The following is a 16,124-nucleotide window of genomic DNA, read 5'->3' as shown; positions in this document are numbered from 1 at the left end:
TGTTTTTCCCCACATATAATAGGCGTACTTGTTGTTCGCCTACATCTATTTATTGACCGCTTTTTTGTTGGCGCATCACCGCCAAATACTCTTTTACCGCTTGGTTATGCTCCGCATAAGTCTTGGTGAACTTATGACCGCCGGTACCCGTCGCCACAAAGTACAACACATCACTGTCAGCTGGATGTAGCGCAGCGTCAATAGATGCCGGTGAGGGTAGCGCAATGGGGGTGGGTGGTAAGCCGTCGATTTGATAGGTGTTATAAGCGGTCTTTTCATTGATATCAGCACGGCGGATGTTGCCCTCATAACGCTCACCCATACCATAAATAATGGTAGGATCCGTCTGTAGGCGCATCGGCTTATTCAAACGGTTTACAAACACCGCAGACACCAATTCACGCTCACTATCGACACTGGTCTCTTTTTCGATGATTGAGGCCATAATTAAGGCTTCATAAGGCGACTTATACGGCAGACCTTTAGAGCGGCTCGCCCACGCCTCATCCAGCGCTTTTTGTTGGCGCTGGTACAAATCGGTCAAGATCTGCTTGTCGGTCACCCCTTTGGCATAGTGATAGGTGTCTGGGGTAAACCAACCCTCTAGATTATCAGCAAACTCTCCCTCTGGGGTGACAGCATCGATACCCAGCAGCTGCTTCAAATTGGGTTTGGGCTTGCCGTCTTTTTGTAGTACCTCTAAGGTGACACCCGGCGTGTTTGCAATCACTTTATATAAATCAGCGGCAGTCTTGCCCTCGATAATCTGAATGGCCACCATGTCCACTTTCTCGCCTTGTTTAAAAGCATCAATAAGCTGCTTTAAGCTGGCATTGGCAGGCACTTCATAGGTTCCTGCCTTTAGTGGCGTATCGACGGCCGACTTGATATAAAGCTTGGCCAAGCTGGCTGAGAACATGGGCACATCGCGCTGAAACTGTGGTAAGAAGCCATAGTAACTTTGACCCTCTTCCACCACTAAGTCGCCGGCAGGTCGATCAGAGTGACCAAACAGGGTCTGATAAGCCATAGCCACCACAAAAGCAGCCATTAATCCCAGTACCAGCAGCAGCTGATAGCTACGATTGGATGTGGGTTTTTGCGGCGGCTTTTTATGACGAGAAGGGTCATCACAGACTAAGGAGACGTCAGTGTGAGGTGCTTCATTTTGGTCAACATCTGATGGATTGTGCGGGGTATTGCTGGGATTTTTTGAATTAGAATCGCTCATAGCCACTCACGAGGTAAAAGTTTGCTAGAATTTAGCACTGTATGCTCGGATATTCAATGGGGATTAGTCATCTAAGCGCAAGTTTAACCTTTATCTGAAAAAAGCATTCAAGGTTGCTTGAGATTTGATTACTTATTATTTGCTATAATGTTGAGCTATTTGATTTTCAAAGTGGGCGCAGCTAATGGCAAAACCGTTTATAAAATGGGTAGGTGGTAAAAGCCAACTTATACCTGAGATTACAAGCAGACTCCCTGAGTATATAGAAGCGGGTCAACCTTACCAATACGTTGAGCCTTTTGTTGGTAGTGCAGCTGTCGCCCTGCATTTACTAGATAGTCAAAACCCGCCTACCAAAGTAATATTGAGTGATATTAATACTGATCTGGTTAACTTATACAAGGTGGTTCAGTCACATCCTCAGAAACTATTAAACTACCTTCAAACACTTCAAGATGAATATGATCAATTAGAAGATAAAGAAGCTAAAAAGCCTTATTACTACGCAAAACGTGAAGAGTTTAATCTTAGAGAAACAGATGCTATAAAACATGCAGGCTTATTCATGTTCTTGAATAGAGCAGGCTTTAACGGGCTATATCGCGTGAACAGTAAAAATAAGTTTAATGTGCCTATTGGCAGCTATAAACAACCAAAATTTGTTTTTGAAGAAGTTATTCATAGATGTTCTGAGTTACTCCAGAATGTCGAAATCCTTAATATGAGCTTTGAAGACACGATACAGACAGCACAAGACTCTAATAAGGAACAACTGCCAACCTTTGTTTATCTTGACCCACCTTATAAACCATTAAGTGAGTCATCTAGCTTTACTTCCTATGCCAAGGACAGCTTTAACGATGAAGACCAAGTAAAACTAAAGCAGGCTTGTGACTTGTTAGATAATCAAGGGTATCAGTGGCTTCTTAGCAACTCAGATACTACTAACCTAGATCCTGAAAATAGGTTCTTTGATGAACTATACTCAGAATATACTATTGATCGCGTTTCAGCTGGTAGAAGTGTTAATTCAAAAGGCAGCAAACGTGGCAAAATTAATGAGCTACTGATTAGGAATTATTAGAGAATTATATTGCTTGGTATCTCACCACTTTGTACTGCAAGCATAAACTGTCTCTTAAAGTAAAATGCATGATTCTTATTAGATACTTCACGTCCTAGCTTCTGTGAATATATGGGGTTGTAAGTACCATCTTTCTTCATTGAGTCTTTACTTCTAATTTGGATATATTTACCGTTAGCTGTGTGTATAAAGCCATCTGAAGAATTTTCTAAATCATCTAAAACTTTTTCTTTAATAGTTAGAAAGTCCTGCAAATATAGGTTTTTTAATACTTCATTATTTCTAGAGTCAATGTGGTGAGCAGGCAAAAAATACCAATCTTCAGGGTCACTTCCTACTGGCTTTACTACAGGTAAATAAAGCAAGTTACTAATTTTATCTAACAAGCGATTGCTTTCCAAATCCTCAAAAAACAAAGAATCGAAGTCTCGTGATATTTGCGTAATAAACATTGTCTGATCTGGGGTTCCATCGATACGTGTCTTGTTAGTTTTCAACTCACCATCATCAAAATCTGTTAAGTCACTATTATTAGGCATATCGAGTAATGCCTGTAGGAACTGTCCTGTATTACCTTTATTAATAGAGAATCCAGAGATATCCTCTTCTAATTTTAATTCCGAAAAAGGTTTATTGTATAACTTAGGCAGTTTATCAAAGACTTCTTCTAGCCGCATATCTATTCTTCCTCTATATTAAGCAACTCCGACAAACTCATACCAAACGTTTTAGCAAACACCTCTATGTTAAGCAGCGAGGGGTTTCGCTCTCCACGCTCAATCATTCCCACATAATTACGATGAAAGCCTGCCCTCTCAGCCAATTGTTCTTGGCTAAGTCCACGCTCTTTACGTAAAGATCGAATACGTTGTCCGAATTTAATTAAAATTGGTTCTTTCATTTGCTTTATTCTCGAGAGTTCGTTAGACTTTAACTACACACAATAAGTGTCATTTTTAAATCAGGTAAATACTTACCTTAAGGTTCTGCTATGCTTAATATCGAAAATATCACTATTAATATTCAGCAAACACCCACTCAAAACGTACCTGATGAAACTTTAGGCTCACAGAGTCCTGTAGTAGTAAGAGAGGAGTTAGTTAATACCTTAAGAATAATCAGTGAAGATCCTAGATTTCTTGGCCAGCAGGTTCTAATTCCTGAAGACTGTGAACAATATGGCTTTGCAGAAGGTACATTCGATCTCCCAACACTGCTCCATTTTTTAGCAGATATGTTGGAATAACATATGCAAACTCCATACTTTCAAAGCAATAATAAAGACTTCACTCTTTATCAAGGTGACTGTTTGTCAGCTCTTGATAATGCTAACCAACCAGTAAATATGATTTTCGCTGATCCTCCCTATTTCTTATCTAATGACGGTCTAACCGTTAAGAATGGCAAGGTTCAATCCGTTAATAAAGGGAAATGGGATAAATTTACAACAGACACTGAGACTTACGACTTTACCTATGAATGGTTAGCTAAAGCTCGTGAAAAAATGGCAGATAATGCGACTATTTGGATAAGTGGTACCCACCATAATATATTTACACTAGGCACTATATTGCCGCAGCTCGGATTCAAAATACTTAATGTGATTACTTGGGAAAAAACGAATCCGCCACCTAATTTCTCATGCCGCTTTTTCACACACTCTACTGAATTTATTATCTGGGCAAGAAAACATCCTAAAGTTCCACATTATTTTGACTACGATCTTATGAAAAAGCTTAATAACGATAAGCAAATGAAAGATGTCTGGCGCCTACCAGCTATCGGTAAATGGGAGAAAGGCTGTGGAAAACATCCGACACAAAAACCTCTGCCTCTATTGGCTCAAATTATTCTAGCTTCTACCCAAAAAGAGGATCTCGTTCTCGATCCATTCACAGGCTCATCAACAACTGGTATTGCGGCTAATGTGCTTGAAAGAAATTTCATCGGAATAGATAAAGAAGATGAGTTTATGAAGCTAAGCGAAGACAGGTATCATGATTTACAACAGGAAGGGCGTAAGCAATTTTTTAAACAACATTTTAATCGCCTACTAAATAAGGCTCTATAGACAATTCTAACCACTGATTACCCACAATAAGCTCACGCACTGGCATCACCCCGCGCACCGCATTACAAAAGAACAAGGCTTCTAGACTGAGTAGATCGGCATCTTGCAAAGCACGAAGAACCACGGGTTGTCCTAAAGCTGCCAATCTATCGATAATCACTTGGCGCATGGTACCGCGCACTCCCGATGCCTCAATGGGCGGCGTAAACCATTGATGCTTGATATGATCATCATCGCTGGTGAGTTGATAAAACACATTGCTCATCACCCCTTCGACCCAGTTGCCAGCCATATCGGCCACCAAGGCCTCTGTCAGCTTGGGGTGTTGCTGCTTCATGCGCTGCAACTCGCCCGCTATCATCACCCCGTCTAAACGATTTAGGCTTTTAAGTCCGGCAAGTGGCGCAGGAAAATTGGCAAGACGTGACTGCAAGCAAGTGGCAATGGTCGCAGGCTGCTGCAAAATCACCTGCCCAAGTGAGCCAGATAAATGAGCAGAGGGCGCCTTAATGCCTAGGGGTAAGTCTAAGAACCGAGCTTGCTGCTGAGCCAAGATATCGCTTGGCATAATCCCCACCCAAATAAGCGCCTCATTGTGTTCAGTTGACGCACTATAAGCATAGCCACGCACAGACTGCGTAGGGCGTGAGATGATAATTTTGATAAGACCATGGGTTATGTTAGCGGCGCACGCTTGTAGTGCTTGCCATAGCGCCTCGCTGGTGGGGGTAGGCAAAGATAAGTTGAGTGCGTGGCAGTGTGATTGCAAGCGCGCTTGATGGTAGGACTGCCATAGCAGTGAACCATCATACACACCCATGGTGGTAAAAAACCCATCCCCATACGCCAAGGCCCGAAGATTGGGGGCCGTATCAGAAGCAGACTTATCCCAAGCCACTAAGCCGGTATCACTCATCTGATACCACTGCATGGCGTGCGACATAGACGTATCCTTAGGGTGATGAGTAATGGGGTTATCGATGCTTTTCACACGGGGTTATTGGGCGACAAACTGCCGCTACACAGCTATTTTTTTAACACCAACATACAGCTATAAAACTCACATTTGGCCAGCTCAACTTGACGCTCACCGATCTTTTTATTTTTGGTAATTTGGCCCGATAGCATGTTAGCAACCAGTTGACTGCCTTCAGAGCCCATAAGCTCGGCGGCTACTTGGTACATTTTTTTGGCATGGTCAATGCTCATTTTCTTTTCGCTGTCTGAGTCATTGGGGTTGGCATAGTACCAGCCGAATTCTAGGTATTCTTGTGAGTCTATAATGTCTAGATAAGGCTCATCGCCTTTCATAAAGCGGTATTTTATGGCGGTGTTACTGGCGTAATCTAGGCTATTTTCATCTGTTACCGTCACTTTGCCCAGTTTGCGCTGCAGTTGTTTTAAATCTGTGGGCTCAAGGCGTTTGCTGTCATCGCTCTTCCAGTTTTCGACATCGTAGCTCACCGGCTTACCCTCAGGAACCACAGCGGCCTTGGTGCGATTGTTTGCCATATCAGGCGTACTCTCGGCTGCTCCAGAATCGGCCAAAGCTTGCTCCGCGGTGGTCTCTACGCTGGTGGTGCTCTCCTCTACCTTGCTACACCCCGTAACCAATAAGCAGGCGGCCAGACCCAAGGCGCCTATACGAGTAGCAAGGCCTTGAGCGGAAGACTGTGGTAGAGAAGCGTTGGCTGGCTTGTTCGAAATAATGCTGAAAATCATTCACGCACACCTTTTCACTTATATTGTAAAACCGTTACCCACCTTGGTAACTTTTCAATGAATCCTTCACAATAAAGGCATCACTTTTAGGGCATTGGGACTGTATTGCTAACTGATAATGACGCCCATAATAGCATTTAGCCGTATTATTGCCCTAGCATCAAATGGGGGTCAATTATCGAGCCAATTTGATACAGCAGCGAATGCTTAGTGTATCCAAAACCCCCGCCATTGCATAGTGGAAAAAGCATGAAGCCTCAGTAAAACCTTACAGGGGGCTGTCACGACGATAGTGGGTTTGTTATATTAAGTTTTTTGTACTAAATTATAGTCACCCATAAGCAGCGTAGCATAATAGTTGACTTGCTTGAGCCTAACACGGCCACACACTTTTTTGATATTTTTCGATACGTTTGATATTTTTCGATACTATAATCAAGCCACAGTGCACTATCCCACCGATTTTTTTACTTAAAGAGTGCCTTATGACCCCATCTGACATCAGCCGTAACCTTACTATTAATTCAAACTCCGACGCCAAACGCTCAGTTGATGCTCAGACGCAGCATTTTATGGTGATTGGTAATCCCATTGCACACAGTAAATCGCCACAAATTCATCAGCAATTCGCTAAGCAAACCGGACTCGATATTCGTTATGCGCGTCAATACTGTCCTGACGATAAGGCCAGCTTTACGGCAGTGGTAGAAGCGTTTTTTAATGGCGGCGGTGTGGGCGCTAATGTCACGGTGCCTTTTAAGCAGATTGCTTATCAGATGTGCGCCGAGCAAGGCGGCTTGTCTGCACATGCTCAGGTGGCAGGCGCCGTCAACACCTTGTTACTCAAAGATGGTAAGCTGTTTGGTGATAATACCGATGGTCAAGGTCTGGTCAATCACTTACGGCAATTGGGTTGGCCGCTACAGGGCGCTAAAGTGGCGATATTGGGCGCAGGCGGTGCATCACGAGGTGTGGTATTACCACTGATTGAAGCGGGTATAAGCGAGCTGACCATTGCCAATCGCACGCTCAGTAAGGCTGAAGATTTGATAGACCAGCTTTGTAGCGCCCATCCTTTGATTGCAACCATTGCCCCTACAAGCTGCACCATCGAGGCACTCACGGGTCAATACGATTTAATCATAAATGCCACCTCCATTGGCTTATCTGGCGACAGCCTGCCACTTAGTGAGGCACTTAGATGCGGCTATGCTTATGACATGATGTATGGCCGTGAGCTGCCCTTTTTGACCCATTTTCACTCACACTCCGCCCAAGTCTCTGAGGGCTACGGTATGCTAATCGGTCAGGCGGCTTTAAGCTTTACTCAATGGACCGGTAAGGCGGTAGATAGCAATTTATTCATTTAATTCTTTATTTAATTCTTTATTTAATTATCCAATTTTGGCTGCTCTGGGCTTCGTTGTATCGTCAAAAAAGATCTATTTTTGCAGTCGGATTTTGTCTTGAAAAACTTTGGCCTCAAGTGTCATCAGCGGTCGCCTTAGCCAAGTTGACTGCATAACCACACCGCCCAATAAAGCGACCACACAACCTAATAAAGTATCCAAAAACCGCGCTTGCATTATCCCTTGATAAGCCATTGCCCCTACTTCGGTATGGGCGGCGCTCTTACCATATTCCGCAATAAATATCGTCAAAGGGGTGATCATAATAACTGCCGAAGCATAATGGCGAGACACCAACGTCTCTATCCACAATAGTAGGCAAAAAATCACCAACGCCACCCCTACATTGCTCCATGAAAACGACAATAAAAACGCGGCGACAAACACCCCAATGCCGGTCCCTAAAACACGGTGCAGTTGCCTGATCCACATCGTACGTAACTGCATGCCCTGCATGATAATATAACAGCTTACAGGCACCCAATAAGGATAAGGCATATCTAGCCACAGCGCCAATTCAAGCGACAACACCACAAAAAAACAGACGATTAAGCTTTCAGTAATTAGCCCAAGCTCATAGTAGTGCTTAGAGGGCGCAGGCTCAGATGCCACCCCCACCACCGCTAAGTTATAAAACAAAGACATGACCCAAGCATATAGCGCACCGGCGGCTACCACGCTTATCCTACCTGGCATATCCTCCCATCCCCCAGGCATAAATATGGCGATGACAGATGCCATCAGCACAAACATACTACCCGGCGGAGGCAGATGCATGTAGCGACCTATGGCCACCACGATAAAACAAAGTAGCGTGAATAAAGGCCATTTTAATAACTGAACCTGATGCGCTATGAGGCCCACACTAAAGCTTAGCACCATGATAATGCCCATGAGCAATAGCAAGCCTTGGCGTTGGCGCAAACTCCCTGCAACGGGCTGGTTTAGGATAATCATAGCGCCCAATGACGCCAAAATACCCATTGGCAAGTTATGGTATAAAGCACCAATAAGAATGGTAGAGGCAATAATTAGTGCTGCAGAGAGGCTGACATGCCAAGGCTTGGCACTTGGCCTAACTGTGAATAGATGCTCAGCCTCGTGCTTGGCGATTTGTTTTAAACGTTTAATTGACATAAAAGATGCGGACTCTTAATTATAAAAATGTTATTGAAGGCATATATATCGAATCAAGAAACAAACTAAAACCAAAAATGACACTTTAACTACACCGAAATGTGGCGAGAATCTAAAAGCTATAGCATACTGATTGACAATTAATATTAATTAAACGGTGAGTCATTAAAGTTATCATCTACCTTAACTGTTTTTTATTGCTTATAAAACCCATCAAGGGTTGTTTGCCGCCTTATGCTTTGTGTTGGCTCTAATTTAAGAGTATTTATAGTTAATTTTTATTTAATATTGGACGCAGCTGTGCTTATTAAATTTAACTTATGGTTATGATACAAGTATACACACATGAATAATAGTTATAAATAATAGGCTTTTATATAAATTGCGCTTATACTAACTTTCATTATTTCATTATAAAGCCTTGCATTATCCAGTGGTGATAATGTTTTACAGCGACACTTAAAAAATAAAAGAGACTGCCTTATGTTAAGTTATAAAGCCCCCCTTCGTGACATGAAGTTCTTATTAAACGATGTTTTTGATTTTCAAAAGCATTATAAAGACTTAAGCAATGGTGCCAATGCCGACCCTGAAACGGTCGATATGATTTTGCAAGGCATGGCCGACTTTGCCGAAAATATTCTTAGCCCTTTATATCAGCCAGCCGATGCTGAAGGCTGCCATTTTGAAAATGGTGTGGTAACGACGCCTAAAGGTTTTAAAGACGCTTATAACCAGTTCGTTGAAGGCGGCTGGCAAGGTATCTCGTACCCAGAAGAGTACGGCGGCATGAACCTACCCATGTCTTTAAACCTTATTAAATCAGAGATGATGGGTACCGCAAACTGGCCTTGGGCGATGTATCCTGGCCTAACTACTGGCTGTATCAACACCTTAATGCAGTACGGTACTGAAGAACAAAAAGATACTTACTTGCCAAAATTGATAGAAGGCACGTGGTCAGGCACTATGTGCTTAACTGAGCCACAAGCGGGCACTGACTTGGGTCAAGTAAAGACCAAAGCTGTGCCACAAGAAGATGGTAGCTATACGCTGAATGGCACAAAAATCTTCATCTCAAGTGGTGAGCATGATTTAACTGACAATATTATTCATATTGTACTGGCGCGCCTTCCTGATGCGCCTGAAGGTACCCGTGGTATTTCACTATTTATCGTACCTAAATTCAATATCAATGAAGAAGGCGAAGCCGGCGAGCGCAATGGCGTAAGCTGTGGCTCTATTGAACACAAAATGGGTATCGCCTCTTCAGCCACCTGTGTTCTAAACTTCGATAATGCTAAAGGCTACTTAATTGGTGAGCCAAATCGTGGTCTAAAAGCCATGTTCACCTTTATGAACACCGCACGTATCGGTACCGGTATCCAAGGCTTAGCTCATTGTGAATTGGCCTTCCAAAATGCCTTACCATATGCCAAAGAGCGTCGTTCAATGCGTACCCTTTCTGGCACAAAAGAGCCTGAAAAAGTAGCCGATGCGATTATCAACCACGCTGATGTGCGCCGTATGTTATTGACCATGAAAGCTTTCGCTGAAGGCGGTCGCTCAATGATCTATCATGCTGCCCGTTATGCCGACAAGATGTCACAGGGTGTGGCTGAAAATAACAACGAAGAATTTGAGAAGTGGGATGACAAATTAGGTTTTTATACCCCCATTTTAAAAGGCTTCTTAACTGAGCTGGCTATTGAAGCGGCTAAAGAAGGCCAGCAAGTTTATGGTGGTCATGGCTATATCAAAGAGTGGGGTATGGAGCTTATCGCTCGTGATGCTCGTATCTCAACCTTATATGAAGGTACTACTGGCGTTCAAGCATTAGACTTATTAGGCCGTAAGGTTATCTTACAGTCAAAAGGTAAAATCATCCGTGATTACACCTCAAGCATCATGAAATGGTGTGGTGAGTATGCACTGGATAAAAACATGCGTAAATTTGTTTGGGCATTAACCAAGCTATGTGCCGAATGGAATACGCTAACTGTACGCCTAATGCTAAGTGCCCGTAAAGACCGTGAAATCATCTCAGCAGCTTCTGTGGATTACTTAATGTACTCGGGCTACATCATGATGGCTTATCACTGGGCACGTATGGCTGCTGTCGCTTATGACAAGCTTGAAAACGGTGGTGTAGAAGCCCCTGAATTCTACAAAGCCAAAATTCAAACTGCTGAATTTTACTTTGATAAGATCCTACCACGCACCTCAGGTCATGCTGAGAGCATGGTAGCGCCAAGCTCGTCTATGACTGACATGGACATCGAGCACTTTGCTTTCTTAGACTAATCCATCGGCTATTTGGCCACTAGATTAAAAAAACCGCCCTATTTATTAGGGCGGTTTTTTTACCTCTACAATTTTTTACTTCACACCAAAGCAAGCTCAGCTCATACTAAACAGCTCGCCTTTTATCAGCCGATTAACTCATTTTTAGTTAACCCGAGGACAAGTTATGGCTATTATTCACCCCATTAACGCATCACATAAACACAAATTAAGCCGTAAAAGCCGCAGCAGCATAAGCGGTGCTAAGCTTTGTTTATTGGCGCTGCTAGGAGTAAGTCAGCTCGGTGTAGCGGCTTCTATCAAGCCTCTGCACTTCGAGAAAGGGGCGGTCAGCAGTAAAGTATCTGGGATATTAGCGGCCAAGCAGCAAGATACTTGGTATCAGTTTAAAGCACAAAAAGGTCAGTTTGCCTTAATCAATATTACCCCACTAAAAGGCACTGCAGAAACGGCAAATGTCGGCGTACTGCACATGCCCTCAGGTCAGCAAGACGGCAGTAAGGGCGGTATCGTCTATCAAAACTGCTTGCCCGAGACGGGTACCTATAAGCTGCGCATTGCCCGCAACTTAATGGCAACTCAAGGCGGCAAGGCCGGCTATCAAGCTGAAGTGATTATCCTGCCCACCTACGCCAGTCAAGACCTCTGTCAGTAGTGGACTACGGCTGCACGCGCACCTTACTGTAAGCTGCGCTAAGCTCAATGACTTCAACACAGTACTGAATAGTAACTCGGCCAGACTGCTGTGCTTCAAGCTCTTGCTGCAAACAGATGCGTAGCTTCTCAGCCAGCTCATCACGAATCTGCTGGCTGCGTCCGGGCATCAGTCTTAATTGCAGATAAATAAACCCCTCTTGCTGCTGATCATCCTCCATACCAACTAAGAAAGTCTCTACATCAAGCAGGCGCGCTTTAATGGCTTGCGGCTTATCAAAATGGCCAGTTTCCCATAGGCAGCTGTTGATCTGTTTTAGTAAGCGCTCAGGGCGATTAATGGTAACGTTGGGGGTGGCTTGAACAATAACATGTGGCATTAGGATATTCTATATAAGGTAAGTTGAAATCAAAAAAACGACATAAGTGACTTAAATCTAAAGTATTAATCAATAATATCGGCAAATTTAGCAGTCAGTGCCTGCGCCAATTGCGCCGGCGGTAACTCAATCTCCAGCCCACGTCTGCCGCCGCTGACATGCATCGTCGTCAGCTGCTGGGCGGACTCATGAATGACAGTTGGCAGTCGTTTTTTTTGTCCTAAGGGACTGACGCCGCCCAGCACATAACCGCTGCTGCGCTCGACCACTTTGGGGTCGGCCATTTGCACCTTTTTGCAGCCCATAGCCTTGGCCATTTTTTTGAAATTGAGGGTGGCAATTACCGGCAAAATGGCCACCGCCAATTTATCACTCTCAGTGGCCACCACCAAGGTCTTAAACACGTGCTCGGGTGGCAGACCCAGCTTGTCAGCGGCCTCTAGTCCATAAGACTCAGCGCTGGGATCATGCTGGTATTCATGTAGTTGATAATCGAGTTTGAGTTTTTTGGCTAAATTCACAGCTGGGGTCATATGCACTGCCCTCTACAATATCATTGAAGTGGTTTTAGAGTAACGCATTACACCAAAAACTAAAAGCCCCACTGATAAGTGGGGCGTCTAACAACTTCGATCAGGCTAAATTGTCGCTGATTTTTTTTGGTAGAGACTGAGTCTAAGGCTTAACCGCCACCAACACTCGAATGCTATCTGGCACCAATGACAAATTGGTCAAGGCCTGCTCACCTTGTGCTTTAAGCGATTCAAGGCGCTCAATCTCTTCATCACGCACGTTGGGGTTCACTTGCTGTAGCTGTTTTAGGCGGTTAATCTCACGCTCCCAAATTTGACTAAAGCGTGCCAAAGCCTGAGCGCTAATCGTGTCAAGCTTACCTTGAGCAATGGCTTCAGCATCATGGTAACGCGATTCAATCACTTGGCTGCGCACTTTCACCACTTGGCGAGCACGGTTTTTGTCCAGGCGCTCAATGTGTGGCAAGATCATATCTGCGGTGATGCGCTCTGACAAGTCCCCGCCTTGCTCCCCTAAGAACACTCGCAGCATTTGGGTGGGCAAGTTGGCAGTTAAGTTCAGTACTTTTGGCGCAATGGTGGTGACTCTAAAATTCACCTCAAGCAGCAGCATGCCCTCAGGCACTGTGTTGCTCTTTAACATGGCCACTGTAGTGTTACCAAAGGTACCAGAATTGGCCATGTCATAAATGGCCAACATCAGCGGATGCTCATGGGTCAAGAAGTCCATGTCTTCACGCATCAGTGCCTGGCTACGCTTAAAGGTTAGCGTCATACCATCTTCAGAAATGGGTAGATTATCCACATCAGTATGCTGGCTGTTTTCGGCCTCTGGTGGATGGATAATCCAAGATCCATCACGCTGTACACTGTGATCTAGATTGACTGAAGAGAAGAAGCGGTCTAAGAAAGCCGGCAATAGGTTATTGGCATCAAAGTCGCTCATCGCATCAGCGATACGGCCTGCCACACGTGGACGACACGAGTTGTACTCAAGCAGACGGTCACGGCCTGATTGTAACTCTGCCTCTAACGCTTGACGTACTGCACCTGCCTCAGTGATTAAATCCTCTAATGCTGTTCGGTTCTCGGGTGTATCAGCCCCTTCAAGCAGCGGCTTGAGATCCACAATAAACTGCTCTTGTACCGTCTGCGCTGTGGGCGAGATGTGGTTAAAGATGTTCAGCGCCGCATCGTACCATTTATACATACGCTCTTGGGCAGTGCCTTGCACGTAAGGGACATGTAAGGTGATCTTTTGGCTTTGACCGATACGATCTAAGCGGCCGATACGCTGCTCTAAGGTATCAGGGTTGGCCGGTAAATCCCATAAAATCAAGTGGCTGGCAAACTGGAAGTTACGCCCCTCTGAGCCAATCTCTGAGCACAGCAAAATCTGTGCGCCGGCATCATCGGCAAAGAAGGCTGCCGCCTGATCTCGCTCAAGCAGACTCATTTGCTCAGTAAAGATGGCTGTCTTGATACCGGCATGTAGGCGCAGAACCGCCTCTAAGCTCTCAACAGTGGCGCCGCTTCTGGCAATCAGCAGAACTTTTTTCTGCTTGAGCTCCTCTTTTAACAGACTAATGAGCCAAGGCACACGCGGATCATCTTCTAGCCAGCCGCCATCGGGTTGATTTTCTTCACCCCAAAGCTGCTCACGTAATTTGCCACAAGTTTGATAATTGCCCTGCCAGCTGTCTGGACAAGGCAGTGGATGCGGACGACTGGTACGACCATGGAAGCCTTGGACGCTATCACGCGTATTGCGAAACAGCACACGGCCTGTACCATGACGGTCCAATAACTGGTTTAGCGCATAGGTGCGCAGCTTGTCATCTTCATTAATGCCGGCCAGCTCTTCTGGGTTAGGCATACCTAATAAGTGGGTCAATGCGTTGATTTGACCGTCAGTCAGTGGCTTGTCATCCATCAACACTTCAGCCACTGCCGCAGTGTCAGAAAAAGCCGCTTGACCGGCGATAAAATCATCCAAATCATCAAAGCGGTCAGAATCTAGCAAACGCAAACGCGCAAAGTGACTCTCAACGCCTAACTGTTCTGGGGTAGCAGTCAATAATAGAACACCGGGTGTCTCATGCGCGAAGTCTGCTACTAGCTCATACTTATCATTACCGCCCTGCTCGGGGTCCCAGTGCAGATGATGCGCTTCATCGACTACCAATAAGTCAAAGCCCGCCTCCATCGCCTGCTCATACAAATCATGATGATCAAGCAGCAAATCTAAGCTTGCAATGATGCACTGCTCAGTGGTGAACACATTTTGATCTGGGTTGTGCTCTTTAATAGCCGCAGTACGCACCAAGTCAAATAGGGCAAAGTTTAGGTTAAAACGGCGACGCATCTCAACCATCCACTGATACTGTAAGCTGTCAGGTACCAAAATCAGTACGCGCTGCGCCTTACCTGTTAGCAGCTGCTGATGGATAATCAGTCCCGCTTCGATGGTCTTACCCAGACCCACCTCATCTGCCAATAACACACGGGGTGCAATGCGCTTACCCACTTCATGAGCGATATATAACTGATGCGGAATAATATCCACACGGGCACCCATCAAGCCTTTAAGCGGGTGACCGGCTAAGGCTGACTGCATACGCAAGATATCTTGACGTAGCTCATACCAATCCCCACGCTCAACACGACCTGCCAATAAGCGCTCTAATGGCTTAGCTAGGGTGATATTGGCTGCCAAACGGGTCTCCATAATACCGCGCGGATGGCCGTCCACATGATACTTAATCACGCCCATCACCTCATCAACGCCGGTGACAATATGGGCATTACCATCTTGATCGGTAATTTCATCGCCCACCTTAAAGGTCACTCGGGATAAAGGCGCAGAGTTCTTGGCATATACCCGGGTCTCTTCACTTTGGGCAAATAAGATATGCACGCAGCGGTCGTCAACATCAATAACCACGCCTAAGCCAAGCTCGGCTTCGGTGTCGGATAAATAACGTTGACCAACGGCGAATTCGGGAATTAAAGCAGCTATTGTCATAAATCTATCAGTTCTTTTATTAAATGTGGAGTTTGCTTAGGCACAAGCCACAACGATATCTAGCACGCTGTCAGTTATGTCTTATTATAAAGGATTATAAGCACTATCTACGTTAATGAGGTCAAAGTTCGTAAATTCTATACCTAATCTTTAAAAAGCCCTTTAGAGTCAGGCAGGGTTTTACGGCAACTTATAATAAACAATGTAAAAGGAATCAATTTTACGCCTAATTTGACTCTTTTTTAACCAATTTTGCGTCTGTTTGGCTGATTTAATCAAATTTTGTTCACTATCTGCCGATTTTAAGGCAGTTTTGGGCGCTGTCACCTTACCATCTATTAAGATACTAAGCGATGTAGGCTGGCCATTGTCTTTAAAGACGCCCTTTTGAACTTGGCGCCACAATGTTAGGATGAGCCCTTACAGCCATAATTTTGTATCAACAACTGTTTATACCCCCACTGTACACAATAATAAAAAATTTAAATGGCCATTGTTCTAGACCAGCTCATTAATCAAGGTATCAGTTAATGCATCAGCCAATGTATCAGTTAACAGATGAATGAATGGGCCA

15 protein-coding genes are annotated in these 16,124 nt (G+C 44.6%); 6 read left to right on the top strand and 9 right to left on the bottom strand.

The window, feature by feature from the left end; translation table 11 throughout:
• Window positions 1-49: 49 nt before the first annotated feature.
• Window positions 50-1,231: an endolytic transglycosylase MltG gene (gene mltG, locus MN210_RS00665; RefSeq protein ID WP_011959421.1), complete on the bottom strand. Its 1,182-nt coding sequence runs from the start codon at window positions 1,229-1,231 to the stop codon at window positions 50-52.
• Between the two features lie 184 nt (window positions 1,232-1,415).
• Between mltG and MN210_RS00660 the strand changes: the two genes are divergently transcribed.
• The gene (locus MN210_RS00660) at window positions 1,416-2,315 is read left to right on the top strand and encodes a DNA adenine methylase (protein WP_338412379.1); all 900 of its coding nucleotides are present in this window, start codon (window positions 1,416-1,418) and stop codon (window positions 2,313-2,315) included.
• On the opposite strand, the gene MN210_RS00655 is transcribed toward MN210_RS00660, so the two are convergent.
• Both MN210_RS00655 and MN210_RS00650 read right to left on the bottom strand, forming a co-directional pair.
• Window positions 2,312-2,992: a hypothetical protein gene (locus MN210_RS00655; RefSeq protein WP_241878895.1), complete on the bottom strand. Its 681-nt coding sequence runs from the start codon at window positions 2,990-2,992 to the stop codon at window positions 2,312-2,314. The two genes, MN210_RS00660 and MN210_RS00655, sit on opposite strands and share 4 nt — an antisense overlap.
• A 2-nt stretch (window positions 2,993-2,994) precedes the next feature.
• Complete coding sequence (locus tag MN210_RS00650; RefSeq protein WP_241878894.1) at window positions 2,995-3,216, bottom strand: helix-turn-helix domain-containing protein; 222 nt, start codon at window positions 3,214-3,216, stop codon at window positions 2,995-2,997.
• Between the two features lie 90 nt (window positions 3,217-3,306).
• On the opposite strand from MN210_RS00650, the gene MN210_RS00645 reads away from it, so the two are divergent.
• Complete coding sequence (locus MN210_RS00645; RefSeq protein ID WP_201544525.1) at window positions 3,307-3,561, top strand: hypothetical protein; 255 nt, start codon at window positions 3,307-3,309, stop codon at window positions 3,559-3,561.
• Window positions 3,562-3,564: 3 nt separating this feature from the next.
• On the top strand, window positions 3,565-4,386 hold the full coding sequence (locus MN210_RS00640) for a DNA-methyltransferase (protein WP_338412378.1): 822 nt from the start codon (window positions 3,565-3,567) through the stop codon (window positions 4,384-4,386).
• On the opposite strand, the gene MN210_RS00635 is transcribed toward MN210_RS00640, so the two are convergent.
• Together MN210_RS00635 and MN210_RS00630 are read right to left on the bottom strand one after the other, a co-directional pair.
• Window positions 4,358-5,329 carry an aminotransferase class IV gene (locus MN210_RS00635; RefSeq protein ID WP_338412377.1) on the bottom strand — a complete coding sequence of 324 codons (972 nt, stop codon included), beginning with the start codon at window positions 5,327-5,329 and terminating at the stop codon, window positions 4,358-4,360. The genes MN210_RS00640 and MN210_RS00635 overlap by 29 nt on opposite strands.
• Before the next feature lie 83 nt (window positions 5,330-5,412).
• Window positions 5,413-6,108: a hypothetical protein gene (locus tag MN210_RS00630; protein ID WP_011959416.1), complete on the bottom strand. Its 696-nt coding sequence runs from the start codon at window positions 6,106-6,108 to the stop codon at window positions 5,413-5,415.
• Between the two features lie 572 nt (window positions 6,109-6,680).
• Between MN210_RS00630 and aroE the strand changes: the two genes are divergently transcribed.
• Complete coding sequence (gene aroE, locus MN210_RS00625; RefSeq protein WP_241879764.1) at window positions 6,681-7,478, top strand: shikimate dehydrogenase; 798 nt, start codon at window positions 6,681-6,683, stop codon at window positions 7,476-7,478.
• Between the two features lie 72 nt (window positions 7,479-7,550).
• Here aroE and MN210_RS00620 read toward each other — a convergent pair whose 3' ends face one another.
• The gene (locus MN210_RS00620) at window positions 7,551-8,654 is read right to left on the bottom strand and encodes an FUSC family protein (protein ID WP_338412376.1); all 1,104 of its coding nucleotides are present in this window, start codon (window positions 8,652-8,654) and stop codon (window positions 7,551-7,553) included.
• A gap of 483 nt (window positions 8,655-9,137) precedes the next feature.
• Here MN210_RS00620 and MN210_RS00615 point away from each other — a divergent pair, with 483 nt between their 5' ends.
• The gene (locus tag MN210_RS00615) at window positions 9,138-10,958 is read left to right on the top strand and encodes an acyl-CoA dehydrogenase C-terminal domain-containing protein (RefSeq protein WP_338412375.1); all 1,821 of its coding nucleotides are present in this window, start codon (window positions 9,138-9,140) and stop codon (window positions 10,956-10,958) included.
• A gap of 166 nt (window positions 10,959-11,124) precedes the next feature.
• The gene (locus MN210_RS00610; RefSeq protein WP_241878888.1) at window positions 11,125-11,613 is read left to right on the top strand and encodes a hypothetical protein; all 489 of its coding nucleotides are present in this window, start codon (window positions 11,125-11,127) and stop codon (window positions 11,611-11,613) included.
• Between the two features lie 4 nt (window positions 11,614-11,617).
• On the opposite strand, the gene MN210_RS00605 is transcribed toward MN210_RS00610, so the two are convergent.
• From MN210_RS00605 to rapA, 3 genes are all read right to left on the bottom strand, one after another.
• Window positions 11,618-11,992: a 5-carboxymethyl-2-hydroxymuconate Delta-isomerase gene (locus MN210_RS00605; protein ID WP_241878887.1), complete on the bottom strand. Its 375-nt coding sequence runs from the start codon at window positions 11,990-11,992 to the stop codon at window positions 11,618-11,620.
• A 65-nt stretch (window positions 11,993-12,057) separates the two neighbouring features.
• On the bottom strand, window positions 12,058-12,525 hold the full coding sequence (ybaK, locus tag MN210_RS00600; RefSeq protein ID WP_011959409.1) for a Cys-tRNA(Pro) deacylase: 468 nt from the start codon (window positions 12,523-12,525) through the stop codon (window positions 12,058-12,060).
• Window positions 12,526-12,667: 142 nt separating this feature from the next.
• Complete coding sequence (gene rapA / locus MN210_RS00595; protein ID WP_110815916.1) at window positions 12,668-15,550, bottom strand: RNA polymerase-associated protein RapA; 2,883 nt, start codon at window positions 15,548-15,550, stop codon at window positions 12,668-12,670.
• Window positions 15,551-16,124 lie beyond the last annotated feature (574 nt).

Origin of the sequence: Psychrobacter raelei (assembly GCF_022631235.3) — a bacterium.
Lineage (GTDB): Bacteria > Pseudomonadota > Gammaproteobacteria > Pseudomonadales > Moraxellaceae > Psychrobacter > Psychrobacter raelei.
The sequence above is the reverse complement of the archived record's forward strand: the minus strand, read 5'-3'. Positions and strand labels throughout refer to the sequence as shown.

Bases quoted from the DNA above. Each gene is read 5' to 3' on its own strand.
- MN210_RS00660 (WP_338412379.1), top strand. From the start codon at position 1,416: ATGGCAAAACCGTTTATAAAATGGGTAGGTGGTAAAAGCCAACTTATA.
- MN210_RS00605 (WP_241878887.1), bottom strand. From the start codon at position 11,992: ATGCCACATGTTATTGTTCAAGCCACCCCCAACGTTACCATTAATCGC.
- MN210_RS00655 (WP_241878895.1), bottom strand. From the start codon at position 2,992: ATGCGGCTAGAAGAAGTCTTTGATAAACTGCCTAAGTTATACAATAAA.
- MN210_RS00630 (WP_011959416.1), bottom strand. From the start codon at position 6,108: ATGATTTTCAGCATTATTTCGAACAAGCCAGCCAACGCTTCTCTACCA.
- MN210_RS00615 (WP_338412375.1), top strand. From the start codon at position 9,138: ATGTTAAGTTATAAAGCCCCCCTTCGTGACATGAAGTTCTTATTAAAC.
- MN210_RS00610 (WP_241878888.1), top strand. From the start codon at position 11,125: ATGGCTATTATTCACCCCATTAACGCATCACATAAACACAAATTAAGC.
- ybaK (WP_011959409.1), bottom strand. From the start codon at position 12,525: ATGACCCCAGCTGTGAATTTAGCCAAAAAACTCAAACTCGATTATCAA.
- MN210_RS00620 (WP_338412376.1), bottom strand. From the start codon at position 8,654: ATGTCAATTAAACGTTTAAAACAAATCGCCAAGCACGAGGCTGAGCAT.
- MN210_RS00650 (WP_241878894.1), bottom strand. From the start codon at position 3,216: ATGAAAGAACCAATTTTAATTAAATTCGGACAACGTATTCGATCTTTA.
- mltG (WP_011959421.1), bottom strand. From the start codon at position 1,231: ATGAGCGATTCTAATTCAAAAAATCCCAGCAATACCCCGCACAATCCA.
- MN210_RS00635 (WP_338412377.1), bottom strand. From the start codon at position 5,329: ATGTCGCACGCCATGCAGTGGTATCAGATGAGTGATACCGGCTTAGTG.
- rapA (WP_110815916.1), bottom strand. From the start codon at position 15,550: ATGACAATAGCTGCTTTAATTCCCGAATTCGCCGTTGGTCAACGTTAT.
- MN210_RS00640 (WP_338412378.1), top strand. From the start codon at position 3,565: ATGCAAACTCCATACTTTCAAAGCAATAATAAAGACTTCACTCTTTAT.
- MN210_RS00645 (WP_201544525.1), top strand. From the start codon at position 3,307: ATGCTTAATATCGAAAATATCACTATTAATATTCAGCAAACACCCACT.
- aroE (WP_241879764.1), top strand. From the start codon at position 6,681: ATGGTGATTGGTAATCCCATTGCACACAGTAAATCGCCACAAATTCAT.